Here is a 26,229-nt window from a genome sequence, read left to right on the forward strand (position 1 = left end):
AAAACAAAGCAATGATGTCAGACAATAGTGCCACCGTGTTATTGGCACTAAGTAGAGAACAAATTAAAGCAATGCCTCGATCCGATCCATAATATCGGCCATACGCCGCGCCGTGGCTTGATAGGGCTCAGGCGTGGCCATATCCAAACCGGCTTGTTTTAAAATATTGTAAGGATGATCGGAGCCGCCGGCTTTGAGTACATCGATAAAGGCATCGCGCACCGCGGTGTCACCGGCCAACAGTTGCTCGGCGAACCAGGCCGCACCCGCCATGGACGTGGCGTATTGAAAGACGTAAAAGTCGTAGTAGAAATGCGGAATGTAGGCCCACTCGTTGGTGTATACATCGTCAATTTTTAACACGCCTTCATCGTGGCCGTGGTATTTTTTCAACAGCTCACCGTACAGCTCAGATAGCTTGGCACCGGTTAGCGGCTCGCCGGCTTCGGCGGTTTCGTGAATCAGTAACTCAAACTCGGCAAACATGGTTTGGCGGTAAAAGGTACCTCGCACCGACTCCAACGCCTGGCCCAGGTAAAAGAGTTTTTCTTCTTTGGTTTCGGCCCGCTCAATTAAATACTCCTCCAATAAAATCTCGTTGATGATGGAGGCAATTTCAGCGGTAAAGGTGGAATAGTCGGCTTTTTCAAACGGCTGATTGTCGTTGGCCAGCATGGAATGCACGGCGTGGCCCCACTCGTGGGCGTAGGTGGATAACGACTCGTAGTCATCGTTGTGGTTGAGCAGCACAAACGGATGCACATCGTAGAGCGAGCCATTCATATAGGCGCCGGAACGCTTGCCCGGTTGCGGATACACGTGGGCCCAATTGGCGTTAAGTGCGGTTTCCAAACGCGAGTAGTATTCATCGCCCAATGGCTTTAGCACCTCCAGCGTCATACGTTTGCTGGTGTCTAAATCGAAGGTTTTATCCAGTTCCACCAGCGAAGGATAGATATCGTAATAGCGCATATCGTCAATGCCCAGGATGCGGCCGCGCAGGGCAAAGTAGCGGTGCAACACCGGCAGGCTGTTATTAACTTCTTTAACTAAGGTGCGGTACACGTCCTCGGGCAGATGCTCTTCTTCCAACTGTTGCTGCAACACAGAATCGTAATTGCGCGCCTTGGCCAAAAACACGTTGGCCTGCACTTCGGTATTCAGAATTTGGCCCAGGCTGTCTTGGTAGTCGTCCCACACCTGCCAAAAGGTATCGAACACTAATTTGCGGTCTTCACGGTTGGCGGTGCTGCGGCCCCGGGCATAGCCGGCCTGGTTAAGCAGTAGGGTTTCGCCGGTGGAGAGCATGACATCCGGCCAGGGCATGTCGGCGTTGGCCAACAGCTCGTATATTTGATTGGGGCTGGTGAGCACATCCATGGCCGAGGCCAGCAATTGTTCGCCTTGCTCGTCCAATAAATGGTCGGCCTGCTCCAAGGTGCTCAGCAAATAAAAGTCGAACGGCTCTAGCCGCTCCTCGCGTTTAATATACTTATTTACTTTTTTAGCGCCCAACGACAGGATTTCGGGCTCCAACCACGCCAACGCTTGGCCATAGCTGGAGTACACCGAACGCGCTTTGGCCAACATGGCTTGGCTTTCCGCCACGCGTTGATCGGCATCCATGATTAGGTTGGCGTAGACATAGGCGCGCAGCAGTTCCTTTTGCACACCGGAAATCTGCTCCAGCGTATCGGCCATGGTGCCGGCGTTTTTGCCCAGGGAGCCTTTTAGCTCTGGCAAGCCGGCGATGCGTTTCTCCAGCTCGGCGATGGCATCGTGCCAGGCGGCAAGGTTGGGGTAGATTTCAGTTAGGTCCCACGCCACCACTGGTGTCGACGGCTTGGCCTCAGCCTGCGCCACCGTGGGCTGCCAGGCAAAAGTCGCCACGGCGGTTACGGCCGCCATGGCCAGGGGTAGGATGCGCTGTTTTAGGGTGGCTGAGTTAAGGTTTGCTAACGCCATGCTGATTGTGTTCCCTATGTTATATGGTGTGGTGTGGCTTGGCCGATCATTGCCCTGGGCAGTGGCCTAGTCCCGGCGTAGTCCCGGCTTAAGTGGCCCGGCTTAGTTTTTCGACGAAATAGACAACAAATTCCGCAGTTAGTGTGGAGCTAATCTGGTGGCGGCCCGAGCATAGGATGCTGTAAAGCCACAAAGGGTTGCTTACAAAGCTTGCTGGGCTGACGGCCTGTAAGCGCTTCTATATAAACTCCTTTTATATAGAAGAAGCAACGAAGTCCGCCAACAGGCCCACGGCCTCGGATTGATTATTGCTGGGCCGAGTTAAGCTCACCCCCACGGTACCCAGGCTGGGTAACAATGGGCTGGGCTTTAACACACTGAGATTTTCCGGCACCGTGCTGCGCGCCAGTGGGGTAATGCCCAGCCCCTCGTTAATGGCGGCGGTAATGCCCGATAAATCCGGGTTGGTGTAGGTCACCCGCCAGGACAGGCCTTCTGTGCGCAGCCGCGCTAGGGCTCTGCCGCGATAAACACAGCCGTCCGGAGCCACAATCAGCGGGATGGGACTGTTCTCGGCCAGGCTTTCCCGGCCGTTGCCCACCCACACCAGCTCCTCTTCTTTAACTAAGGCATTACCGGCGGTCTCTGGCCGGTCGTGCAGGGCCAGCACCAAATCAAATTGATTACGCTGCGGCTCACTGAGCAGGGCTTTGCTTAAGGCACTGGTGACTTCTAGGGTAATGTTGGGGTAGGCCCGGGCAAACTGACCCACAATTTTAGGCAGTACCGTGGTGGCAAACTCGCTGGGGATACCAAAATGCACCCGACCAATGACCGCCGTGGTTTGGAACTCGGCCAGTAATCGGTCGTTGAGCGCCAGTATTTGCTTGGCATACCTGTAAAGCACCCGGCCGTGGCTGTTAAGCTCTACCGGCGGGCCAACACGCTCCATTAACTTTTGGCCAACAAAATCTTGCAGGCGTTTTATTTGCAAACTTACCGCCGGCTGCGAACGCCCCAACACATCGGCCGCCGCCGTGTAGCCGCCACTTTCCACCACCGTTACAAAGGCGCGCAGCAGGTCGGATGGTATGTTTCTCATCGCTTCGCCACCATTTACATTGTTAATAGTTGGATTATAACTATTAATTAAACTTATTGGCGGCCGGGCTATACAATTGCGGGTTTTTCCACCGCCCAAACCGTTTACTCCGAGGCCCAGTTATGACGCAGGACGCCGAACTACTTACCACCGCGCTGAACGACCTACACATTTCGCTGGGCGCCAAGATGGTGCCATTTGCCGGTTACAGCATGCCCGTGCAATACCCAGCCGGGGTTAAAAGTGAGCACTTACACACTCGAAATGCAGCGGGTTTGTTTGATGTATCCCACATGGGCCAAGTGCTGGTGCGCGGCCCCAATGCCTGCGAACAGCTGGAGAAACTGATCCCGGTGGACCTGGGCTCCTTGGCCATTGGTAGCCAAAGCTACGGTGTTTTTAGCAATGAGCAGGGCGGCATACTGGACGATTTGATCATTGCACGCTGGGCCAAGAACTTGTTCTTTATTGTGGTCAACGCGGCCTGCAAACACCAAGATATCGCCCACCTAGAGCAACACCTGGAAGATTGCGAGGTGGATTACCTGGAAGACCGCGCACTACTGGCTCTGCAAGGCCCCCAGGCCGCCGACGTCATGGCGCGCTTTAGCGCTGAAGCCTGCCAGCTGACCTTTATGCAAAGCGCGCAAATTACCATCCAAGGCTTGGACTGCTTTGTTAGCCGCTCCGGCTACACCGGCGAGGACGGCTTTGAAATCTCTGTGCCCGCCGCAGACGCCACCGACTTTGCCGCCCAACTGCTGGCCGAGCCGGAGGTTGAAGCCATTGGCCTGGGTGCCCGGGACTCCTTGCGTTTAGAGGCTGGCCTGTGCCTCTACGGTCAGGACATGGACGCCGGTACCAACTTGGCCGAAGCCAATCTGTTGTGGTCCATCAGCGCTAAGCGCCGCGCCAAGGGCGACAACCCCGGCGGCTTTTTAGGGGCCGAGGCACTGTTTGCCGCCCAGACCAACGGCGTGGCCAAAAAGCGCATTGGCTTTGAAGTCAATGCCAAAACTCCTGTACGCCACGGCGCTGAAATTGCCGACCAACACGGTACCGTAGTGGGCGAGGTTACCAGCGGCGGGTTCGGACCAAGCCTAAACAAACCAATGGGAATGGGGTATGTAAGTACTGACTTGTCTAAGTTGGGTACCGAGCTATTTGCCATCGTGCGCGGCAAACAGGTGCCCATTACGGTGGCCAAAACACCGTTTGTGCCGCAGCGTTACTACCGCGGCTAACAACCCTCGTTATTCACTATCAGCCGCCAGCCAGAAGCCGCTGGCGGGCGACTGCTAAATTATCCACACCACTTGTTTAGGAACCACCATGAGCGTGTTGAGCGATACCCCCAACTGGCAAGACTTTTCCCATCGCCACATTGGCCCCGAAACCCGTGAACAGCAACAGATGCTAGAGGTCTTGGGCTACGCCACCATGGCGGAGTTTATCGCCCAGGTGGTGCCAGAGAATATTCGCCAACAAACGCCCAGCCAGCTGCCTGCACCCTTGGCCGAAACCGATGCCCTGGCAGCATTGCAGGCAAAGGCTGCCAAAAACCAAGTGATGCGCTCATTCATTGGCCAGGGATACTACGGCACCTACACGCCGGGGGTGATTTTGCGCAATATCCTGGAAAACCCCGCCTGGTACACAGCCTACACGCCCTACCAGCCAGAGATTTCCCAGGGCCGCCTGGAAGCGCTGTTGAACTTCCAAACCATGATTACCGAGTTGTCTGGTATGGACATCGCCAGTGCCTCCCTGCTGGACGAAGCCACCGCCGCCGCCGAAGCCATGACCCTGTGCCAGCGCATGGGCAAAAACAAAGGCAAGGTGTTTTTTATCGATGAACACTGCCTGCCGCAAACCATCGAAGTGGTACAAACCCGGGCCGAGCCGCTGGATATTGACGTTCGCATTGGTAACCCATTCAAAGACATCACCGACGACTGCTTTGGCGTGCTGTTGCAGTACCCCGGCGTAAACGGTGAGGTTGCCGATTTCACCGCCGTTATCGAACAGGCCCATGAGCACAAAACCCTGGTGGCCGTGGCCGCCGACCTGCTGAGCCTGGTGCTGCTGAAATCCCCAGGCGAGATGGGCGCGGATATTACCGTGGGCAGCAGCCAGCGCTTTGGTGTGCCCATGGGCTTTGGTGGCCCCCACGCCGGCTTTATGGCCACCCGCGAAGCCTACAAGCGTTCACTGCCCGGCCGCTTGGTGGGTGTATCCAAGGATGCCGATGGCAATACTGCCCTGCGCCTGGCCTTGCAAACCCGCGAGCAACACATCCGCCGCGAAAAGGCCACCAGTAACATTTGTACCGCCCAGGTATTGTTGGCCGTGCTGGCTAGCATGTACGCTGTCTACCACGGCCCACAGGGGTTGCGCGCCATTGCCCAACGCGTGCACGCCAGCGCCAGCGCGCTAGCTACCAGCCTGAAATTTTTGGGGGTGGAGGTGTGCAACGAGCAGTTCTTCGACACACTTACCCTCAACACCGGCAATAAAACCGCCAGCATTCATGAGGCCGCCCACAAGGCCGGCATCAATCTGCGCCACATCAACGGCGAGCAATTGGGCATTTCGGTGGACGAGACCACCAGTGCTGCGGACATCAACGCCTTGTTGAGCTTATTTGGCGGCAGCGAGCTGGACGCCGAAGCCGCTATCAACAACGCCGACTGGGCCATTGGTGAGGCCATGCGCCGCCAGGGCCCGGCGCTGCAGCACCCAATCTTTAACCGCTACCACAGCGAAACCGAAATGCTGCGCTACATCCGCAGCCTATCGGACAAAGACATCGCCCTGGACCGCGCCATGATTCCGCTGGGCTCCTGCACCATGAAGCTCAACGCCACTAGCGAGATGATCCCGGTGACCTGGCCGGAGTTTGCCAACATTCACCCACACGCGCCGGCGGAGCAAACCCAGGGCTACGTGGAGATGATTACCGAGCTGGAGCAACAGCTGTGTGAGATTACCGGTTATGCCGCTATTTCCCTGCAGCCCAATGCCGGCTCCCAGGGCGAATACGCAGGCTTATTGGCCATCCGGGGCTACCACCGCGCCCGCAATGAAGGCCATCGCAATATTTGTTTGATTCCGTCATCCGCCCACGGCACCAACCCAGCTTCGGCGCAAATGTGCGGCATGAAGGTGGTTGTGGTTGCCTGTGACAACAACGGCAATATCAACGTCGACGACCTGCGCACTAAGGCCGAAGCCCACAGCTCAAGCCTTGCCGCGATTATGATTACTTACCCGTCCACCCACGGGGTGTTTGAGGAATCGGTAACGGAAGTGTGCGACATCGTGCACCAACACGGTGGCCAGGTGTATATCGACGGCGCCAACCTAAACGCCATGGTAGGCTTGTGCCAGCCAGGGCAATTCGGCGGCGACGTATCCCACCTCAACCTCCACAAAACCTTTTGTATTCCCCACGGTGGCGGTGGCCCCGGTGTTGGCCCTGTCGCGGTAGCCGCGCATCTGGCGGAGTTTTTACCGAATCATGCCGCCCACGCCAGCAACGAGCAGGGCGTAGGCCCGGTATCCGCTGCGCAATACGGCAGCGCCAGCATTCTGCCCATTACCTGGATGTACATTCAAATGATGGGCGCCGATGGTTTGGTACGCGCCACCGAAGCGGCCATTCTTAACGCCAACTACATCGCCCACAAATTAAAAACCGCCTACCCAGTGCTTTACACCGGAGCCAGCGGCTTGGTGGCCCACGAATGTATTTTGGATTTGCGCCCGTTAAAAGACATCACCGGTGTTACCGTAGATGACATCGCCAAGCGCTTAATTGACTACGGCTTCCACGCACCGACCATGTCTTTCCCGGTGGCCGGCACCTTGATGATTGAGCCCACCGAAAGTGAACCACTGCAGGAGCTGGACCGCTTTATCGACGCCATGCTCACCATCCGCCGAGAAATCGACGACGTACAGCAAGGCACCACCGATTACGAAGACAGCCCACTGCACAACGCACCCCACACCGCCCTTCGCCTACTGGCCAGCGACTGGCAACACGGCTACAGCCGCGAGCAAGCGGCCTACCCCGTGGCCAGCCTAAAGCTGAATAAATACTGGCCGCCGGTGGCACGGGTGGATAACGTGTACGGCGATAAGAATTTGGTGTGTGCTTGTTTACCGATATCTGAATATGAGTAATTAGTTTGCGATTCAAGTCATGCGGTTGTGGGTGTAAACTAACGTAGCGGGACTCAATTGTAGTTTCGACATAAAATCACACTAAGCGCAAAGCAATGAACGACTACGACAACCTACCCGATGTACGCGATGGCCTGAATCGTAAAGAGCGGGCTATTTTGTATTGTTTGCATGAAACGCAAAAGGAGATGGGAGGGCGTAATGTGCCCACTATAATGTTGTATGGCCGGGTGTGTGAGTTGGTGGATATTAGCCAGCAGGAATTCCAAATCATACTGGCGCGCTTTACGGGTCTAACCAAAAATTCTAATAGCCCATCGCACTCCGGTTGAGAGGCTTTCACTTCTGATTTGAAATTCAGCACTGACCGGAGTGTTTAATGCCCGCTCTTTAAGCGGATTGTTAAGCAGAATGGGCCGATGGCGGCGCTGGTTCTTCCGCTTGTATCGAATTTCCGTTGGCCAAGCGTGACATCAGCATGGAATATTCTGTTTCGATAACCACCAGTAAGTCCGGCCAGCCGGTGGTGTTTTCGGTGCGTGCTTGCTGCTCAATATTGAACATGATTTTTTGCAAGCGGGGTGCACACAGGCTGGCGGCAGCACCTTTAAGGGTGTGTGCCAGCCCGGCTACTTGTTCTAGGTTGTTTTGAGCCAATTCCTGTTTTAGCTCGGTTATCTTTTCTGGCGTAGATTCTTTAAACGCATTCACTACCAGCTCAAAATGCTTTTGCCGTTGATTGACTTTGTTCATCAATTTGTCGGCGTCCCACACGTCTGAGCTATCTGCCGTTTTAGTTTTCTGCTGTGGCCCTGAGGCGGGTGTATCGGGTTTAGCCACGGGCCGGGCCAACCATTGGCGCAGTACCCGTTGCAAAGAATCTTGCTCAATAGGCTTGGTAATATAGTCGTCCATTCCGGCGAGGTCGCAGCGCTCTCTGTCACCGGCCATGGCAGCGGCGGTTATAGCGATAACAGGCACCTCGCGGGCGGCGTGGCCGGCATCTCCGGCGCGAATTTGTTGGGTGGCGGCGTAGCCGTCCAGCACCGGCATTTGGCAATCCATAAACACCAAATCAAAGGGCTCTTCGGCATCGTGTAAACAGCGTACCGCGGCTGCGCCGTCGGCGGCGGTTACCACCTCCACTGTGTAGTCTGCCAGTATCCCTTCCAACACCGCGCGGTTTGTGGCGTTGTCATCCACCACCAGAATTTTCGCAGGCCTACCCTGGGCGTTTAATGTGGTTACCACACCAGGCTGCAAGCCGGGAGCAGGTAAATTGCTGTCTGTGCACTGTAAAGCAGGCACCAAATCGGCGACGACCAACGCATTGTATAGATCCACCGGTAACACCGGTGCGAATAAGGTTTGCTGCTGTTCGCTTTCCTCAAAGCTCTCGGGTTGGCGCAGCAAGGCGATTACCGGGCAACGATGGGCCAATGACTGGGCCAAATCCTGGCGGCAGATGATGGCGTCAAAGCTGGTGGGGGGAAGGGATTTAACGGTGTCGATGACATCGACTAAGTTTGCTCCCCAGGCGGTTAACTGCCGGCTGATCCCCTGAGCAACAGCTGGAGTTATGCCCACTAAAGCTATGCTAATACCTGACAGGGAATCGGTGGGCCAGCCGGTGATTTGAGCATCTTCGCAGGCCATGACCAAATGGAATTTAAACGTGCTGCCCTTTTCTTTTTCACTAGTGACGGTTATGTCTCCGCCCATGAGCCGGCACAATTGCCGCGTAATGGACAACCCTAAGCCCGTGCCGCCGCGTAGCTGGACAATGCCATCGTCTTCTTGGGTGAACGCATCAAAAATGGTTTCTAAACCAGTGGAGCTAATACCAACGCCGGTATCCTCTACCTGGCCTTTAAGCACAAACTTGCCGTTGCTTTGCAACTCCGTGGACAAAGTGATTTTGACCCAACCCTCATCGGTAAACTTTATAGCGTTACTTACTAGGTTAGTGATGATTTGACGAAACCGGGTGCTGTCTCCCAACAGATAGAAGTGTTTCACTTGGGAGGTGTCTAAAATTAAATCCAGCTGTTTTTCTTCTGCGGTAATGGCCAGGGAGGTGACTACGGATGAGATCACATGGATTAGATTGAACTTTTCCTGGCCGACATCCAACTTGCCAGCCTCTATTTTGGAAATATCCAACACGTCGTTAATTAACCGCGCCAACACTTGGGCACTGTTTTCCGCCATTTCAAAATAGCGTTGCTGGGTTTGCGGTGGGTTGTCTTTTCTTAACAACCGTAGCATACCGATAATGCCGCCCAGCGGAGTGCGTATCTCATGGCTGACATTGGCAATAAAATTACTTTTCGCTTTGCTTGCGGAGAGTGCTTGATTACGGGCCTTTTCCAACTCCTGGGTTCGTAGCTGAACTTGCCTCTCCAAAAGTTCGTGCGTTTCTTTGGCGGTTTCGAGCTCAGTTAAGTCACGTACGATGGCAGCAACCCCCACTACGGCGCCGGAGTTGGATTTCACAGGAGACAAAGCGATAGAAGCAGTAAAGGTATTTCCATTGCGGCGCAGTACATCAACCCGGATAGGATCTAGATAATCACCATCAATAATTTTCTCGATGGAGCTTTGTATTCGGCTTTGGTCGTCAACATCAAACAGCAAATTGACCAGATACTGCCCTTCCGCCTGGCGTCCAGAATAGCCAATGATATTGTGGGCAGACGTATTCCAATTAATAACTTTTCCTTCAATATCTGTGGCTACAATCGCATCTACTGAGCCATCCACAATGGCCTCAAACCGAGCACGTACCTCGGTTAACGCCAGTGACTGTTTCACATTAGACTGATAGTACAAAATAAATGCAATAACGATCACCAGTATACCAGCGCCGATAATTAGAGATTGCGTACTCTGGGCAAAAATAAGCGATTGGTAGGTATCAAAAGGTAGCCCAACGACGATATTTAAAACGATGTTACGGTCGTGTCCGCCTAGGCGAAGGCGATCGTATGAAAAGAAATAGGTGCTATTGGTGACGGTGTTAGTTTGTTTTACCAACTGGCCAAGGTTCACATCCCAATTAAAAGGAGCGAACTCACTATCCCAGGTGGCTGATTTATCGAATTCGTACTCAAACGCTTTGTTTCTGTCTGGGTGAATCAAAAACCCACCCACGTCGTTAGTCAAGTAAAGAACTAGCTCTTGGGGCACGCTTTGCTCAATCTGCTTCAGCATTATGGAGGCATCAACATTGATGACAATCATGCCGAAGATATTCTGCGCTTCATCGTAAATCGGCAAACCCAAACGTAGGGTAGGAGTTTCTGGCTGGGCTACTTGGCCGAACTCTCGATTTAAGTCGATACTGGAAATATAAGTTTGGCCGGGTGGCTGGGCGGCAATTTTTTTGACGTAGCCTCTATGGCCTTTCGCCTGGAGTTTGTCTTCTGTAATCGACACGATATCGTTGTTTTGCCGCTCTACCCGAACGATTTCCCGACCATCATCGGCCAAACCAATAAAGCGGGCTTGAAAGACTTCATTATTGTGCTTTAAAAATGCCTCAAATATGATTTGTAAACGCTGCACCCACAGAGCACTGGTAGTGCCGTCGAATGGATCTACGCCATTATTTTCGCTGGCACGTACGATACCTTGGATGGGTGGGGTAGCGTGTAAAAATTGTATTTTGGTTTTGGCATTTTCAATGGTTTGGGATATAAATTCGACTTCGCTTTGGATAACCCTATCAATGTTTTGCTGCTGTTGATTTAGGATCCTATCACGTGCACCAAAGTGCAATAGAAAACCCACCGCAATACTCACAGTGATTAACAGAGTTATCGCGCAATAGGATCGATTAACGCTGTTAAACTGCTGATTTTTTATACCACTCATAACCATTTAAACACTGTATTCATTAAGCAATCTTTGCATCACCAAGCCCAGGCCATCATAGATCAGAACTCACTACACTGCGGCACTGGACAAACTACCGTTTATTTTCTCAATTACTCTAGGCAGGCTGGAGAAGGGTACGGGTTTAGCGTAGTAAAACCCTTGCACCAAGCGGCAGCCTCTTTGGGCGATAAATCTCTGTTGCTCTGAAGTCTCAACACCCTCGGCCAATACCTCTAGGCCCAGCCCGTCTGCAATGGCGGTAATGGCTCCGACGATGGCGGCGTTTTCTTTGCGATCCAAAGACATAAATGCGCGGTCTATTTTAATAACACTGACCGGATATTTGGCAACGTAGGACAAGCTAGAATAGCCAGTTCCAAAATCATCAAGGGCCAGCGCCACCCCCATGCGGTTGAGCACGCTTAATTTGCTGCACACACTTTCGGATTCGTTTACCAACAAGCCCTCTGTAATTTCTAACTCCAAGCGATTGGGTGGCAGGCCGCAGCGGCGCATGGCTAAATCCGTTGCGCGGATAAAATTAGGGTCATCGAATTGGCGGGGCGAAACATTAACCGCGACGGTGTAATCCTCTTTATGCTGTTTGCGCAGTGTTTGTATTTCTCGGCAGGCTTTGTTTAACACCCACTCACCTAACGGCACTATTAAGCCGGTATCTTCGGCAATGGGCACAAACTGGGACGGGGGTATCATACCTTTCTCTGGGTGAGCCCAACGAAGTAATGCCTCCACGCCAACCACTTTGCCGGTTAACAAATCCACCTGTGGCTGGTAGTACAGCGACAGTTCTTCTTTCTCAAAGGCGCGGTGTAAGTCTTGCTCCAGAGCAATGTGTTTGAGCTTTTTGTCTGCTAGCTCCTGGGTAAAGGCGGCAAACGAGTTGCGGCCGCTTTGCTTCACCTGGTACATGGCGATGTCCGCGTGCTTGAGCAATTCCTCTACGGTTGTGCCGTCATCCGGCGCCATGCTTATGCCGATGCTTGGGGTTACTTTAATACTGGTAGCGCCAAGCCTTATGGGCATCCCCAGGGCATCAATGACTTTTAGCGCTACAATCTCCATGGCTTTATGGTTGGCGATATCGTCTAAGATAATGACAAATTCATCGCCGCCCATGCGGCATACCGTGTCGCTATCGCGCACGGTTTTTTGTAGGCGCTTGGCCACTTCTTTTAGTAACTCATCACCAGCTAAGTGGCCTAGGGTATCGTTAACGCGCTTAAAGTGATCCAAATCGATGGCCAGTATGCCGGTTTTAACGCTGTGGCGTTTGGCAAGGCATACCGATTGGCTGAGACGGTCGTGCATTAGAGCGCGGTTGGGCAATCCGGTAAGGCTATCGTGATGTGCCAGGTGCTCAATATAGTCGTTGGCCTTTTTCTGTTCGGTAATGTCATAGGATACAAACAGAAAGCCGGAGGGCTTGCCGTCTTGATGGCGCATCACCGTGGTGGTGAGGTTCACCGGTAGGGTTTGGCCATTCTTTTGCACGTAGGTCCACTCCTTACTTTCTATAATACCGTGCATGGCCTTTTGAGTGAGGGCGTTAAACGTGGTTTTTTTACTCTCGGTTAATTCAAAATGGGTTGCTGCCAAGTGCTTACCAAGCTCTTCCCTCTCGTGCAAACTCAGAATATTCTGCTTGTGCACCAGCTCTTCCTTGCTGTAGCCCAGTGTGTTTTCAAGCGCAGGGCTAACGGCGGTTATGGTGCCTTCTAAATCCGTGGCTACTATATTAAAGGGCGAGTATTCGATAATGGCGTGCTGAAGCTCCGTGGCCTTACGCATGGTTTCTTCGGCTTTTTTACGCTGGCTGATATTCACCAGGGTAAGCAGCTTTTTTATTTCGCTACCAATATCAATGCTGCTCACCGATACCTCTACCGGTATCACCGTGCCTTCCGATGTGGTTATTTCTATATCTTTTGCATTGTTAGCATTCGCGTCGGGCGTGGCGTGCAATAAATTTTTAAATTCAGCTAGCGATTCGGTAGCAATAAAGTGGTTAACGTTGACGCCCACCAGCTCATCCACCATGGCGCCCATCAGTTGACAGGCGGACTCATTGGCTAGGAACAACTCGCCATCTTCATTAATGGCAGTAATAGCCACCGGCGCCTGCTTTATGACGTCGTGCAATGCGTACTGCACCTGCTTGCTGCTGGTAACATCGGTAAAACTTAGCACGTAGCCGTTGTCGCCCAAACGGACTGACCTTATTTCATAGATGATTTCTGCAGCGTTGTATTCCAAAAACGAATATTGGCCTTCAATTAATGACTGTATTTTTTCGTCGATTTCAGCGTCTGTTTTGCAGCCATTTACCGTGCCGACTTCCGCCAGTAGAGCTGCTAGGTCCAACGTGGTATAGCCAATGGAGTCCAGTAACGCATTGCCTCCACAGAGGGATTTGAAATAGGTGTTGCAATATTGCGCCCGTAGGCTGGCGTCTAAGGTGACTACTCCCTGGGCGATAGCGTCTAACGTCAAGCGAGAGATTTCCCGCTCCCGTTCCAAATCATTTTCCAACCGTGTGGTGCGCTTATCCAGCTCGTGCTTTTTCAGCGAACGCTCTAATACCGAACCGATATAGCCAACATAGTTGCCGTCGCCATCTTTTGTTATAAAGTCTACGGCGCCATTGTTGAGCGCATCAAACGCTAGGCTTAGATCGTTGGCGGCGGTCATAATCACCACAGGAATGTTAAAGTCTGCCCGCACAATGGCTTTTAATAGCTCCACCCCGCTCATGTTTGGCATGTAATGGTCGGTGAGTACAATGTCGAAAGACTCAACCAATAATGTATTAAGCGCCTCTCGGCCATCTTTTACGTGGCAAACGAAGAAATCCTCACTCTCCAATAACGGCACGATCAATGCCGATTGCACGGGGTCATCTTCTACATACAGCAAACGATTGGACCGGGTGATTATTTCAAAGGTTTGGCCGTCATCGTTGGCTACGTTCAGTAGGGTCGAACTGTTTTTCATTCCACGCCTCGATACTCACAAATTGCGATGTAATTCATAGTATAGCGGCTGACACACAACAGCCACGGGCCCACAATGGCGACCAGAAAAACACAGCCTTTTAGATAGTAATTTCCTATGAGGTAATATGCGCCATTGATGTTGAACAAAATAAACCAGCAGATAAACATCCGCTTTTACTTTAATCACTTCACAGGCCAACCTTGTATACACACATTTTATGCAAGGCTTAATAAGGCCCTTGTATGACTGGACATTCTTGCTTTTCGATCTTCTTAAACTTTTTTTACATTTACAATAACTACATGGCAGCGGAAACCTTGCCACTCATTGCATTGGGTTCCATACCTGCATCGCTGCTCGGTGCACAATCCTTTTTCAATATATTCAGGCTATGTTTCGTAGCACTTGTCGTTGGTCTTGCAACAACCTGTCTTATGTAACAATCTGAATTGTCTAGTAAATTATTTATTTTATACAATCATGCCTATAGTTTTTTTCAATAGATGCAACGATTGCCTTCAGGTCGTTTTAAGCGACCACAATCGGCTTGAGTGAATTTAATGTCAGTATTGATGCCCAATTTTTCATAGCAAAGTAGTGACTAGTTTTTAGGCTGGTCAGTTCTTTTCGCTATATAATTCGCACTGTTAACCTTATAACCGTTGGCCAGATTAGGCCTGTTAGCTCCAGGATTAATGTTAATGAGTCACCCCTTCGATGCGGCCATTGTTGGCGGCGGTGTAAAAAAGATTTTAACCACACTTCATACCGTGCGTCGCATGGGCATTCGAACCAGCGCCAGGGCCTTAAATGCCAACAATGCCTGTAAGGCTTGCGGTTTGGGTATGGGTGGCCAACGAGGTGGCATGACCAACGAGTTAGGGGAGTTCCCGTCGGTTTGCAACAAAAGCGTGCAGGCCCAATCCAGCGATAACCGACCGGCCATTCCCGAAGCGATTTTTGACCATCCCATCGACGAATTTAAAAAGCTCAGTGGCTGGGAGATGGAATCTTTGGGCCGGCTCAACACGCCGCTCATTAAAAGAGCCGGGGCACAACATTACACCCCCACTAGCTGGGCCGAGGCGTTGCGCTTTGCGGGCGATGCCCTATTAGCCACCCAACCCCAACGCAGTTTTTTCTACGCCTCTGGCCGCTCATCCAATGAGGCCGGGTTTGTGCTGCAGTTAATGGCACGATTATTTGGCACCAATAACGTCAACAATTGCTCCTATTATTGCCACCAAGCCACCGCCGAGGGTTTGGCTAACAGTATTGGCAGTGGCACGGCTACCGTCGAGTTAGCCGACTTATCCGGTTGCGATTTTATATTTGTTATTGGCGCCAACCCGGCCAGTAACCACCCCCGGTTTATCCATCAGTTGCAAGCCTGCCGCCAGCGCGGAGGCCAAGTTATTGTTATAAATCCTGCCAAAGAACCCGGCTTGGTACGCTTTGCCGTGCCCAAAAGCGTTAAATCTCTGATCGCCGGCGGCAGTGAGATTGCATCCGATTATTTACAGCCCAAAATCGGTACCGACCTCGCCCTCTTCACCGCCCTGGGCAAAGCCGTGCTGGAATTACGCGGCGAGGACCAGGCCTATATTGATGCCTACACCACCCACTTTGTGGATTACCGCTCACAGTGCGAGCTCAGTGATTGGGACGACCTGTGCACCATATGCGGGGTTAGTAAGCAGGCTATTTTTCGGGTAGCCAAAGCTTACTGTAAAGCCAAGCGCGCTGTGTTTGCCTGGGGCATGGGCATTACCCAGCATCAAAATGGTGTGGACAATATAGAAGCCATTGCCAACCTGGCGCTGATGCGCGGCATGGTGGGCAACCGTTATTGTGGCCTGCTGCCGCTGCGCGGCCACAGTAATGTGCAGGGCATAGGCACCATTGGCGTGGTCCCGGTATTAACAGAAGTGGTATTCGACAACCTAGAGAAGCATCTGCAGGTAACGCTGCCCTCGCAGCCCGGCCTGGATACCTTGGCCTGCCTGGAGGCTGCCAGCCGTGGTGAAATGGACAGCGCAGTATTGATGGGCGGTAATTTGTATGAGGCCAGCCCGGATAGCCGCTGGGCACAAACCGCCCTTAACAAGATTGGCTTTAAATGCTTTTTAACCACGACGCTGAACCGCGGCCATGTGCATGGCGTGGAAGACGGCGATGTGGTTATTCTGCCCGTCACCGCCCGTGACGAAGAGTGGCACGCCACCACCCAAGAATCCATGTTTAATTTTGTACGTCTTAGCGATGGTGGTATCGAGCGGTTTGATAACGTACGCCCGGAAACGGAAATTTTATGCGACCTAGCCAACCGCTGTATTGAACACAGCGCCATCGATTTCCATCAATTTAAATCCCACGGCAATGTGCGTAAGGCCATTGCTGCCACTGTTCCTGGTATGGAGTTGTTGGCCGATATCGATATCGCCCGGCATGAGTTTCACGTTAAGAATCGCCTGCTGCACAAGCCTAAGTTCCACACCGCCAACAAGCGGGCAAGGTTTACGCGTCACTGCTGGGACCCAGCCCTACTCAACAATGAGCAATTTCCGTTTCGACTGATGAGCGTGCGCAGCGAAGGCCAATTTAACTCCACTATTTACGAGCAGTGCGATACCTACCGCGGCGCAGACAAACGCTGGCTGGTGATGTTAAACCCAAAAGATATGGCCAATGCAGACCTAGCCGCCGGTGACTTTGTGCACCTACATTCGCCCTATGGCACCATGCGCGATGTAGAGATACAGCCTTTTGATCTGCCCTGCGGCAATGTCATGGCCTACTACCCCGAAGCCAACGTATTGGTTGGCCGCGAGCGCGACCCGCGCAGCCAAACGCCGGCCTTTAAGTCGGTGGCCGTGGCCATTGAGGTTGCCCTGCGGCACAGCGAAGCGTAAAGCGGTTGTAAAACTACACGGCCATTATGGCCATTGGCTGGCGCCTTTCATAGGCACTGTGGTGACGGTTTGCTATCATCCGAGCTTTGTGGCGCCAATTATGCGCTGACGATTCACTCAAAGGGGACACTCACACGGTTTTGCCCGTACCGTCTTGTAAAGGAACATTCCATGGCTCGACTTGCACAACTTGTACTGATTACTTTCGCCCTGGCACTGGCCGGCTGCTCCACCGCCTACTACGCTGCCTGGGAAAAACTCGGCGTTGAAAAACGCGATCTTATGGTAGACCGGGTGGAAGACGCCCAGGAAGCCCAAGAAGACGGTAAAGAACAATTTGCCACCGCCCTGGAGCAGTTTAAATCCGTGGTTGAATTTGATGGCGGCGACCTGGAAGACTACTACGATTCGCTCAACAGCGAATTGGAAAATAGCCAAGAAGCCGCCGAAGAAATCACCGGCCGCATTAACGATGTAGAAGACGTAGCCGAGGATTTGTTTAAAGAGTGGGAAAACGAGTTGGATCAATACACCAATGCCAACTTCCGCCGCGACAGCGCCGCTAAACTGAACGAAACCCGTAGCCAATACCAGCGCCTAATCACCTCCATGCGCAGAGCCGAGTCTTCCATTGAGCCCGTGCTGGCGGTATTGAATGACAACGTGCTGTATTTAAAGCACAACCTAAACGCCCGTGCCATTGCCTCGCTAAAAGGCGAACTGGCTACGGTTAATCAAAACGTGGATAAACTGATGTCCAATATGCAGGCGGCCATCGATGAATCCAACTCGTTTATTCAGTCGCTAAATAACTGATCAGCACACGGCAGCTTTGCCGTTTAACTGCTGAACACTAAAAAGGGCAGCCTAACAAGGCTTGCCCTTTTTTATTGCCACTCAATTAAGCAATGGTTTTATTTATTGTCGTAGCGGTTGTAATCCAGCCAACCGGCGATGTCCGGTTGTTGACGATGGTACTGGTTGTGCAAATCATCACTCACTTGCCAAAAGTCGGCGTTGGTGCGGCGCACGCCGTATTTATCCACCAGCTGGGTGTAGTCGCTGTCTTTTTCCATGGCAACCAGGTCATCCGCGAAGGCCGACAACTGCTGTTCGGTAACCGAAAAAATAACATTGGGGTAATCGCCCACCAGGCCATGGGTTACCGTAATGGTATCCTCCGATGGCATACGGTTGTCTTTTTCATCAAACAAACTGGTAATGTTTAAGTGCGCGCGGTTAGCCAATACGCTGAACAATTGCTTGGCGCCGTTGCTTTGTTCCACCATTAAAATAGACGTTTCTGATAATAGTGCCGCCGGCGCACCTTTAGTATTTTGCACGCGCAGTAGCGGCTGTTTAATGCCGTCGGCCACCTCGGCACTGGCGAGGTTATAGCGCTGGGATACGGCAGGCCCAATGCGATCTTGTATGCGCTGGTATAGCGCTTGTTTTGGATCTTCGTCGCCATACTCAATCGCCGGCTCCGGTAATTCCGCCAGAGAGTAACTCAGCAAATGTTTGTGTAGGCGATCGGATGACTCTCGGTACCAGTAATCTCGCACGGCGGTGCGTTGCGCCACTGGCAGCAAGGTTAAAAAGTTCAGCTCGCCTTCAATACGCAAAAAGTCCATGTACAAGCGGGTATTGAGCTGATGGGTTAAATTACCGTACACATCGAAATCCACTGTTAGTAAATAGTGGATACGCTCCAACAATGGATAGTCAATTAACCAAGCAGTTTTGGGTGGATTACCAATAATGCCCTTGCGCACGGCGGCATCGTCGAAATTTCTGAACACCGTTAATGCCGCGTTTTGATTGATCTGGTTGCCGTCCCATACCAAGTTCATATCAATGGGTTGTTCGGTAAAAAACTGCTGCAGCTTTTGCGATTTGGCTTTTTGGTATTTCAGATGCAATTCGGAGTAGGTGGTCCAATAAGACAGCAAACCTCCGTTGCTTCCTTGCTCACCGGGCAATCGGAGATTGGAAGCCTGTTGTTCTAAAAAGCCATCCAACATAGGCGCTGCGTTGGTATCAGGGTTAACAAAAAATACCCAGAAGTGATCGTTAATCACGTCCACTGCCACTTGGCCTCGGCACACCGGGCCTTTGATAAAACCGGCGATGTAAAAATGCGCTTCTTCCAACAAAAATCGGTAACGCGATCGCGCTGGAATTTGTTCAAAGGTCACAAACGGATTGAAGTTTTCTTGTTGGTAACCGGGTAGAGAATTCACCTGGTATTGCGGGGTAAAAAATAATTCTGTAATCCACTGCTCCCGCTTATCGTTTAACGCATAGGGCAGGTGGGTTTTACTGACCAACTCTACTGGCTGATACTGTAATCGATAATAAAATTCGGTAGTGCCGGGGTGGTCTGAAGGAATGCGCGTAGCAATAACATCAATGGCTTGCCCCGGCGGGGTTTTAGAGCGCACCACTTTAAAGTAACTGCGGTTATCTGGTTGCGGTTCTACTTGGTCAAAAAACAGATTGGCCAAAAATAGGTGCTCGTAAAAATAGCGGGCAAATAGGCGAGACTTATTATCAGTTTGGTTTAATAGCGCCTCCCATTTTTCCACCGCCGCCTGCAGGCCGGTACTGAGTGGCTTGGTCTCTGGCAGCCAAGCGCCATCGGCCACCCACTGCTTAATGGTTGCCGTTTGTTGCTCGTCTAGGCCAGGCAGGCCGTAGGGCATTCCGGCTTCCGGGTAGGCTTTGGCGTAGTAGTCGAAGGTTTCTACCTTGGGGCATTGATTCTCTCGGTTAAGGGCAAAATCAAAATGGTCTTCGCTGAGTATCTTGTCGCCGGGCAGCGGGTGGCGGGCTTTCAAATCCAGCACTTTAGCCAAAAGGCTGCCCTCTAGGTTGGCCTCCGGTTGATCTCGGCGCTCGTTAACTACCGGGTAAAAGCCGCGCTGGCGCCAGCCGTCGGTGTCGGGTTCATCCACAAATAAGCGGGTGGGATCGGAGGCGGTTAAGCGCTTGCCACGGTACACAGGGTAGTCGACTAGGCCGCGGTCAATACCTTGGGCCGAGCTGAGCTTGAGCTGGCAGGGAGCATCGTAACAGGCGTGGCACACCACACAGCGGCTATCCAGAATAGGCTTTACCTCCTGCTCAAAAAAATCCACCTTGGGGTTCGATTCCACCAGCCGATCTTTGGTTTCCGGTTCACCGTATTGGCGATTAAACTCGTGGTAGGTGTAAGCCGCGCAGGCAGTGAGAGCTAAGCACAGAGCGAACAGTGTAATGCGGTTAACCCGCCTAAAGAAAAGGGCCATAATCTCTTGTAGTAAAAAATGTCTTGCTTAAAAATAGTCGTCTTTGTGTAGTGTCTTTCGACGGTTATTTGTGTTAGTCACTCGCTGGGCGATTTAGCCTAAATACTCGAACAGCATAGGCTTTAAAATCGCCAGCACGGTGACGATAAACATCCAAAATAACCGCCACAACAATTACCACCCCGGTGATCACCCGCTTGGTGGGTTCAGAGGCTCCCACCTGGGCTAGTCCGGTTTGCAACACGGCGATAATCAACACCCCCAAAAAGCTGTTAACCACCGAGCCACGGCCGCCGGCTAGGCTAGTGCCGCCAATCACCACCGCCGCGATGGCAGATAGCTCAAGGCCAATGCCTGCGTTGGGGTCTGCGGATTCTAAATAGGCCACATGAAATAAGCCACCTAAGCCTGCCATTAACCCCGAAATCACAAATGCGGCAATTTTGATGGGCGTTGTCTTAATACCCGATAACCGTACCGCTTCTTCATTGGTGCCCACAGCTATTAAATAACGGCCAAACACGGTTTTAGATAACACCACTTGGCCAATGACCACCAACAGCACCGCCAACACCAGGGACGGTGATAGCCCCAGGCCCGGTAAAGGTGTAGCAATAGCCGAAACCGAGGCCCCAAGATAGTGCGTCTGCGAGCCGGTTGTTAAATAGGCCGCACCGCGCCCAATCTCTAACATGCCCAGGGTGACAATAAACGAAGGGATGGCCCAGTGGGCACTGATAAAGCCATTGATCAAACCACAAACAGCTCCGGCCATTACCCCTACGCAGGCAGCCACCAGGATGGATTGTTGCCAGTCCACCAGCACCCAGCCAATCAACGCCCCGGACAGCGCCAATAGCGACCCCACCGACAAATCAATGCCGGCAATCAGCAGCACAAAGGTCATTCCAATGGCAATAACGGCCAGGGCGGGTATCTGGTTGGCAATGGTGGTGAAGGTTAACAGCGTTAAAAAGTGATCACTCAACAGGCCAAAAAGGCCAATGAGAGCCAGCAAAACACAGAATAAACCCAGGTACTCCCAGGGCAGGTAGCGCAGCGGTGATTTCATAGTGAATTTTCTTACAGGCTAGGGCCAACGGACGCTTGCGGACGCCGGCCGGGTATTAGAAAGTTTTCGCAGGCTGCGGCCATAAGCTGCTCTTCGCTCCATTGGCCGCGGTTAAATACCCGAGTGATTTCGCCGGCAGACATCACGGCTATGCGATCGCACAAATGGGTCAGTTCTTCGCTTTCACTGGAGACCACTACAATGGCCTTGCCAGCACGGGCAAGGTCGTCCAACAGTTGGTAGATCATGCGCTTGGTGTGCACATCGATGCCGCGGGTGGGCTCGTCAAACATCAGCAGGTCGCAATCGCGCAGCAACCAGCGCGCAATAATGGCTTTTTGCTGGTTGCCACCGCTGAGCTCGCCAATGGGCTGGTCGATATGGTCGCATTTTATAGCCAGTGCCTGCTGCCAATGCCCGGCGGTGGCGGCCTCTTTTGTGCTGTTGATCCAGCCCTTGCCGCTTACCGTGGACAGCTTTGCCAAGGTGATATTGTGTTTGATGGCCAGCGGCAACAGCGCCGCCTGCTGCTTGCGGTCTTCGGCGATCATGCCAATACCTGCCGCCACCGCTTGGGCTGGGCTTGCCGGTGCGTAGGCTTGCGCCTTCTGGGCCCTCGTTATTGTCATTTCGCCCTGGCTGCCCGCCGGGGCTAGGTCGGCCCCAAAAATGGCCCGCAATAGCTCGGTACGGCCGGCGCCAATCAAACCGCCGATGCCCAAAATCTCGCCCCGGCGAATGGTTAGGTTGATGTTATTGAGCAGCGGCGGGCGGCTTACCTTGGTTAGGGTAAGTAGGGCATCGCCCGGGGGCCTGGGAGCAAAGTGTTGCGCCTGGTCGCTGGCCACACCGGACATATCCTTCACTATTTGCTCGGCGCTGATGTCGGCCTTGGCCTGCCGGGAGACGATATTGCCATCACGCAAAATGGTTACCGTATCGGCGATGCGCTCAATGTCTGCCAGGCGATGACTGATGTATAAAATGGCCACTGCCTGTTTTTGCAAACGCCGAATTTGCTGAAACAGTATGTCGATTTGTGGGTCGGTGAGGGCAGCGGTGGGCTCATCCAGCAGCAGTATTTTGCAGGGCTGACTGATGGTTTTGGCTATTTCCACCAATTGTTGTTGGCCCACCCCCAAGCGATGCATGGGTGTCGTTGGGTCTAGGGATTCCAGCCCCACCATGGCCAGGGCTTGGCTTGCCTGTTGGTTGAGCCTTGGGTAGTCAACAAACCCCCAACGCTTGGGTAAATGTGCCAGGCCAATGTTCTCTGCCACCGACAGCTGGTTAATTTGCGACAGCTCCTGGCGCACCATGCGCACACCCAGGCGTTCGGCCTCGGCCACCCCCCCGGGTTGGTAGTCCAAACCCTGCAGGCGCATACTGCCAGTGCTGGCCGCCAGTTGACCACTGATGATATTGCACAGGGTACTTTTCCCGGCACCGTTGGCCCCCATTAACGCCAGCACCTCACCCGGAGCCAGCGTTAAATCAATGCCTTTGAGCACAGCCGCGTTAAAGGTTTTGCCCAAGCCGTGCAGCTCTAGCAGGCTCATGGCGTGGCGGCTTTGGTAATCAGATCCACCGGGGTTTTCTTATCTTTGGGTTGGCCACCGGCCAGTATCTCCAGCGCAAAATCAATCCCAAACACCGCCAGTTGGCCACCGTACTGCTCCGCCGTGGCCACTAGGCGATCGTTGGCCAGCAGCTCTTTGGCGGCGGCGATATTATCGAAGCCAACCAGTTTAATTTGCTCGGATTTACCGGCCTGTTTCAGCACCGCTGCAGCGCCCAAGGCCATGCTGTCGTTGGCGCACAAAACGGCCGCCAAGTTAGGGTATTCGTTGACCAAAGCCGAGGTAATGGTGCTGGCTTTGGCCTGTTGCCAATCGCCATTTTGAACCGACACCACCTTCATACCCGTTTGCTGCATGCTGTCTTCAAAGCCGGCCTGGCGCTGTTGGCCGTTAAAGGCGGTGGCAATACCGGCAATAATGGCGACCTCGCTGCCGGGCTGCAGTTGCTTGGCCAGGTAGTCACCCACCTTTTTGGCCCCGGCCCGATTATCCGGCCCCACAAAAGGCACGCTGAGGTTGGCCTGCTGCAGTACCGACTGATCCAATTGATTGTCGATATTCACCACCACAATGCCAGCGTTTACCGCACGCTTTAACACCGGCACCAGCGCTTTGGAATCCGCCGGGGCAATCACAATCACATCCACCCCAATGGCCATCATCTGCTCTACCAAGGTCACCTGCTGGGTAAGGTCGCTTTCGTCTTTGATGCCGTTAACAATTAGGTCGTATTGGCTGCTGTGCTCAGCGTGGTGCTGGCGAGCACCATCGGCCATGGCCACGAAGAATTCGTTGGCCAGGGATTTCATAATCAGCGCTACCTTAGGCCTTTGCACCTCGGACTGGCCGTTAGATTCCGTGGCGCTATCGCTGCAGCCTAGCAGGGCGCAGAACACCGAAATTAAAGCAAATAAAGAAAATGCCGAGCGCAATCGACTTCGCGCGGTACATCGTCTCACCGTACTAATTAATAAAAAATTCAAATAAAAGCTCATAGAAGCTCCTCATAACTTGCTACAAACCTAAACCTTTGTTTGGTTCGTGATGTATCTAACTTCTCCGAATACACGGTAGTACTATAAAAGTACTACATAAAATTGCGGATTTCTCATACTTCGAATGAATTTAGCAGTCAGCCCATACCGACGGACCGACGGGCGCTATTGCTGTTGAAGACTTAATTCCTCGCTGAACCAATTTTACATTTTAACCTGTGTTGGATGTTCGATTTCTCGAGAACAGGCATTAAAAATAAATTCAAACCCTGTAGCTTGTGTAAAAAAACTAAAGGAGCAAAACTACTATGGAAATCGTTACCATGACACCAGCTGCACGAAGAGAGCTTGAGCGAGCATGTTCAAAACAATCTAATTGGAATGACTTTGGTTATTGGATTGGTAAAGGTAATGCACCAAATTGTTTTCAACGAGAACACGATAAAAGTACCATCTCACGCGTAATCTTCTTCCCGTCCGATGACAGCGCAAGTCGTTGGAACTCTGCGTGGGAAAGAGAAATAAGGCACGGCGGACATTGTGGCACCGTGGGGTTAACTGTAGCCGTCACGCTAATATCTTCCGCTGGAGTCGGCGCAGTAGTTGGGACCATTGCTGCTATTTTTAAAGATGAACTCCAAGCTAAACTGTTCTACCCCAAAGTCGAGCGAGAATGGTCCTGCAACATCTGTTTCAATCACGAATATCGTTGGGCTCCGCACCCATCTGAAAGAAAAGAATTTTATCAAACCATTGAAGCGAAGATTACCGATCACAATGGAGAAATCGTATCTGAGTTTGATAAAGCCTACGCCCATTGATTCGATAACGTACCACAAGAGCTAGCAATTAAGCTCAGTACCGTTAGGGACTCCACTAAATTCATCAGCTTCTGACCCTGCACTTCATCAACAAATCGTACGTCGCTGACCCGTAAATGCATAAAATAGCAATAACAAGAGCCTCCTTATTCGGTATGAAGAGCAAGCTTACAACCGTACAAACCACTACTATCAAGAATAATCGTATGGTCTTTTTTGGATCAAATCGCCACATGCAGATTCCGCTAAGCTTTTTGTTGAATAAAAGATCCAAGGTGTAACGCCAGCTTAACAGGTTTCGTTGAACTATCGAACACACAGCACCATGTTGGAGCTCTAGCTTGCTCAGTGTCATCACCATAGATAACTAAGGCTAGCCTACATCGCTTGCTTTCCAAAGTGGTAGCAACACTCAATCATGTGCCTGCAGCCAGCAGCGCCTGGATTTCGGCGCGGTTTGGCACCGAGCTCATGGCACCGGCGCGGCCCACTGATAGCGCGGCAGCGGCGCAGCCAAATTGCACGGCATCGCGCAGCGCGGCACCTTCGGAGAGGGCCACGGCTAGGCTGCCATTGAACACATCACCGGCTCCTGTGGTATCCATCACCGGCACATGAAAGCCCGGCGCGGTGAAGGTTTCGGTTTGGCTGGCAACGAATACGCCGTCGCCGCCCAGGGTTACAATGACCACCTGAGGGCCTTTTTTCAACAGTACCGCCGCGGCTTTTTGCATGTCGTTGGCATCGTTGATTTTAAAACCGATGATTTGCTCCATCTCCACCTGGTTGGGTGTAACGATATCGCTGTAGGCCAACAGAGCAGAATCCACCGCGGCCGCCGGTGCCGGGTTAAGGATCACTTGGCTGCCAGCGGCCTTTGCCGCCTGGGCAGCTGCCACCACGGTGGGCATGGGGATTTCCAGCTGGATTAGAGTGTGGCTTGTGTTGGTCATTAAGCCAGCCACACTGCTGATGTGATCGCTGGTTAAGCCCGCGTTAGCGCCATCGGCCACGCCAATGCAGTTTTCCCCTTGCTCATCCACAAAGATCAGGGCCGTGCCGGTGTTGGTCTGTGGGATGGTAATCAGCCCCTCTAGGCTCATACCCAACTGACCAAGCTGAGCCCGAACCTGCTGGGCTACGCCATCGTCGCCAAGCGCCGACACAAACAACACCTCAGCGCCGGCTTTAGCCGCAGCCACCGCCTGGTTGGCGCCTTTGCCGCCCAATGAAAACTGACTTACGCCACCGGCTACGGTTTCTTTTGGCCGTGGTATGCGCGGCAGCTTTAAGGAAATATCCCAATTTGTACTGCCAACCACAGCGATTTTTGTCGCCATTTTATACACTCCTGAAACCCATTTGTCGGTACTGTGTGATCCCGTGCCTCGTGTTTGACGAAGCAATGCA

At 52.5% G+C, this 26,229-nt stretch carries 15 protein-coding genes; 6 read left to right on the top strand and 9 right to left on the bottom strand.

Annotated features, from left to right (window positions below):
• Positions 1-63 precede the first annotated feature (63 nt).
• Together pepF and ACGHM3_RS24685 are read right to left on the bottom strand one after the other, a co-directional pair.
• Positions 64-1,965: an oligoendopeptidase F gene (pepF, locus tag ACGHM3_RS24680; protein ID WP_345420543.1), complete on the bottom strand. Its 1,902-nt coding sequence runs from the start codon at positions 1,963-1,965 to the stop codon at positions 64-66.
• 253 nt (positions 1,966-2,218) lie between these two features.
• Positions 2,219-3,067: a LysR family transcriptional regulator gene (locus ACGHM3_RS24685; protein WP_345420540.1), complete on the bottom strand. Its 849-nt coding sequence runs from the start codon at positions 3,065-3,067 to the stop codon at positions 2,219-2,221.
• A 122-nt stretch (positions 3,068-3,189) separates the two neighbouring features.
• Between ACGHM3_RS24685 and gcvT the strand changes: the two genes are divergently transcribed.
• The 3 genes from gcvT to ACGHM3_RS24700 all read left to right on the top strand — a co-directional run bounded on the left by gcvT (position 3,190) and on the right by ACGHM3_RS24700 (position 7,587).
• Positions 3,190-4,311, top strand: coding sequence for a glycine cleavage system aminomethyltransferase GcvT (gene gcvT / locus ACGHM3_RS24690; protein ID WP_345420537.1), 1,122 nt, complete (start codon positions 3,190-3,192; stop codon positions 4,309-4,311).
• A gap of 88 nt (positions 4,312-4,399) precedes the next feature.
• Positions 4,400-7,255 carry an aminomethyl-transferring glycine dehydrogenase gene (gene gcvP, locus ACGHM3_RS24695; protein WP_345420534.1) on the top strand — a complete coding sequence of 952 codons (2,856 nt, stop codon included), beginning with the start codon at positions 4,400-4,402 and terminating at the stop codon, positions 7,253-7,255.
• A 95-nt stretch (positions 7,256-7,350) separates the two neighbouring features.
• Positions 7,351-7,587, top strand: coding sequence for a hypothetical protein (locus ACGHM3_RS24700; protein ID WP_345420531.1), 237 nt, complete (start codon positions 7,351-7,353; stop codon positions 7,585-7,587).
• Positions 7,588-7,657: 70 nt separating this feature from the next.
• Here the strand turns inward: ACGHM3_RS24700 and ACGHM3_RS24705 are convergent, their stop codons facing one another.
• Together ACGHM3_RS24705 and ACGHM3_RS24710 are read right to left on the bottom strand one after the other, a co-directional pair.
• Positions 7,658-11,131, bottom strand: coding sequence for an ATP-binding protein (locus tag ACGHM3_RS24705; RefSeq protein WP_345420528.1), 3,474 nt, complete (start codon positions 11,129-11,131; stop codon positions 7,658-7,660).
• 72 nt (positions 11,132-11,203) lie between these two features.
• The gene (locus ACGHM3_RS24710) at positions 11,204-14,146 is read right to left on the bottom strand and encodes an EAL domain-containing protein (protein ID WP_345420525.1); all 2,943 of its coding nucleotides are present in this window, start codon (positions 14,144-14,146) and stop codon (positions 11,204-11,206) included.
• A 704-nt stretch (positions 14,147-14,850) separates the two neighbouring features.
• Between ACGHM3_RS24710 and ACGHM3_RS24715 the strand changes: the two genes are divergently transcribed.
• Positions 14,851-17,061: an FdhF/YdeP family oxidoreductase gene (locus ACGHM3_RS24715; protein ID WP_345420522.1), complete on the top strand. Its 2,211-nt coding sequence runs from the start codon at positions 14,851-14,853 to the stop codon at positions 17,059-17,061.
• Between the two features lie 171 nt (positions 17,062-17,232).
• On the top strand, positions 17,233-17,877 hold the full coding sequence (locus tag ACGHM3_RS24720; RefSeq protein ID WP_345420519.1) for a DUF2959 domain-containing protein: 645 nt from the start codon (positions 17,233-17,235) through the stop codon (positions 17,875-17,877).
• 98 nt (positions 17,878-17,975) lie between these two features.
• Here ACGHM3_RS24720 and ACGHM3_RS24725 read toward each other — a convergent pair whose 3' ends face one another.
• From ACGHM3_RS24725 to ACGHM3_RS24740, 4 genes are all read right to left on the bottom strand, one after another.
• Positions 17,976-20,351 carry a fatty acid cis/trans isomerase gene (locus ACGHM3_RS24725; RefSeq protein WP_345420516.1) on the bottom strand — a complete coding sequence of 792 codons (2,376 nt, stop codon included), beginning with the start codon at positions 20,349-20,351 and terminating at the stop codon, positions 17,976-17,978.
• Positions 20,352-20,424: 73 nt separating this feature from the next.
• The gene (locus tag ACGHM3_RS24730; RefSeq protein ID WP_345420513.1) at positions 20,425-21,423 is read right to left on the bottom strand and encodes an ABC transporter permease; all 999 of its coding nucleotides are present in this window, start codon (positions 21,421-21,423) and stop codon (positions 20,425-20,427) included.
• A gap of 11 nt (positions 21,424-21,434) precedes the next feature.
• Entirely contained in the window at positions 21,435-22,982 is a 1,548-nt protein-coding gene (locus tag ACGHM3_RS24735; RefSeq protein WP_345420510.1) for a sugar ABC transporter ATP-binding protein, read from the bottom strand.
• Positions 22,979-23,998 carry a sugar ABC transporter substrate-binding protein gene (locus ACGHM3_RS24740; RefSeq protein WP_345420508.1) on the bottom strand — a complete coding sequence of 340 codons (1,020 nt, stop codon included), beginning with the start codon at positions 23,996-23,998 and terminating at the stop codon, positions 22,979-22,981. The genes ACGHM3_RS24735 and ACGHM3_RS24740 overlap by 4 nt, the downstream gene beginning before the upstream one ends.
• 308 nt (positions 23,999-24,306) lie before the next feature.
• Here ACGHM3_RS24740 and ACGHM3_RS24745 point away from each other — a divergent pair, with 308 nt between their 5' ends.
• On the top strand, positions 24,307-24,819 hold the full coding sequence (locus tag ACGHM3_RS24745; RefSeq protein WP_345420506.1) for a hypothetical protein: 513 nt from the start codon (positions 24,307-24,309) through the stop codon (positions 24,817-24,819).
• A 416-nt stretch (positions 24,820-25,235) separates the two neighbouring features.
• Here the strand turns inward: ACGHM3_RS24745 and rbsK are convergent, their stop codons facing one another.
• Positions 25,236-26,159 (bottom strand): ribokinase, encoded by a 924-nt coding sequence (gene rbsK, locus ACGHM3_RS24750; RefSeq protein WP_345420503.1) that lies wholly within the window; start codon positions 26,157-26,159, stop codon positions 25,236-25,238.
• Positions 26,160-26,229 lie beyond the last annotated feature (70 nt).

Origin of the sequence: Halioxenophilus aromaticivorans (assembly GCF_042850945.1) — a bacterium.
Lineage (GTDB): Bacteria > Pseudomonadota > Gammaproteobacteria > Pseudomonadales > Cellvibrionaceae > Halioxenophilus > Halioxenophilus aromaticivorans.

Excerpts from the sequence above, each read along its gene's own strand:
- ACGHM3_RS24740 (WP_345420508.1), bottom strand. The coding sequence starts at position 23,998 with ATGAGCTTTTATTTGAATTTTTTATTAATTAGTACGGTGAGACGATGT.
- ACGHM3_RS24720 (WP_345420519.1), top strand. The coding sequence starts at position 17,233 with ATGGCTCGACTTGCACAACTTGTACTGATTACTTTCGCCCTGGCACTG.
- ACGHM3_RS24685 (WP_345420540.1), bottom strand. The coding sequence starts at position 3,067 with ATGAGAAACATACCATCCGACCTGCTGCGCGCCTTTGTAACGGTGGTG.
- gcvT (WP_345420537.1), top strand. The coding sequence starts at position 3,190 with ATGACGCAGGACGCCGAACTACTTACCACCGCGCTGAACGACCTACAC.
- rbsK (WP_345420503.1), bottom strand. The coding sequence starts at position 26,159 with ATGGCGACAAAAATCGCTGTGGTTGGCAGTACAAATTGGGATATTTCC.
- gcvP (WP_345420534.1), top strand. The coding sequence starts at position 4,400 with ATGAGCGTGTTGAGCGATACCCCCAACTGGCAAGACTTTTCCCATCGC.
- ACGHM3_RS24725 (WP_345420516.1), bottom strand. The coding sequence starts at position 20,351 with ATGGCCCTTTTCTTTAGGCGGGTTAACCGCATTACACTGTTCGCTCTG.
- pepF (WP_345420543.1), bottom strand. The coding sequence starts at position 1,965 with ATGGCGTTAGCAAACCTTAACTCAGCCACCCTAAAACAGCGCATCCTA.
- ACGHM3_RS24715 (WP_345420522.1), top strand. The coding sequence starts at position 14,851 with ATGAGTCACCCCTTCGATGCGGCCATTGTTGGCGGCGGTGTAAAAAAG.
- ACGHM3_RS24735 (WP_345420510.1), bottom strand. The coding sequence starts at position 22,982 with ATGAGCCTGCTAGAGCTGCACGGCTTGGGCAAAACCTTTAACGCGGCT.
- ACGHM3_RS24700 (WP_345420531.1), top strand. The coding sequence starts at position 7,351 with ATGAACGACTACGACAACCTACCCGATGTACGCGATGGCCTGAATCGT.
- ACGHM3_RS24710 (WP_345420525.1), bottom strand. The coding sequence starts at position 14,146 with ATGAAAAACAGTTCGACCCTACTGAACGTAGCCAACGATGACGGCCAA.
- ACGHM3_RS24745 (WP_345420506.1), top strand. The coding sequence starts at position 24,307 with ATGGAAATCGTTACCATGACACCAGCTGCACGAAGAGAGCTTGAGCGA.
- ACGHM3_RS24730 (WP_345420513.1), bottom strand. The coding sequence starts at position 21,423 with ATGAAATCACCGCTGCGCTACCTGCCCTGGGAGTACCTGGGTTTATTC.
- ACGHM3_RS24705 (WP_345420528.1), bottom strand. The coding sequence starts at position 11,131 with ATGAGTGGTATAAAAAATCAGCAGTTTAACAGCGTTAATCGATCCTAT.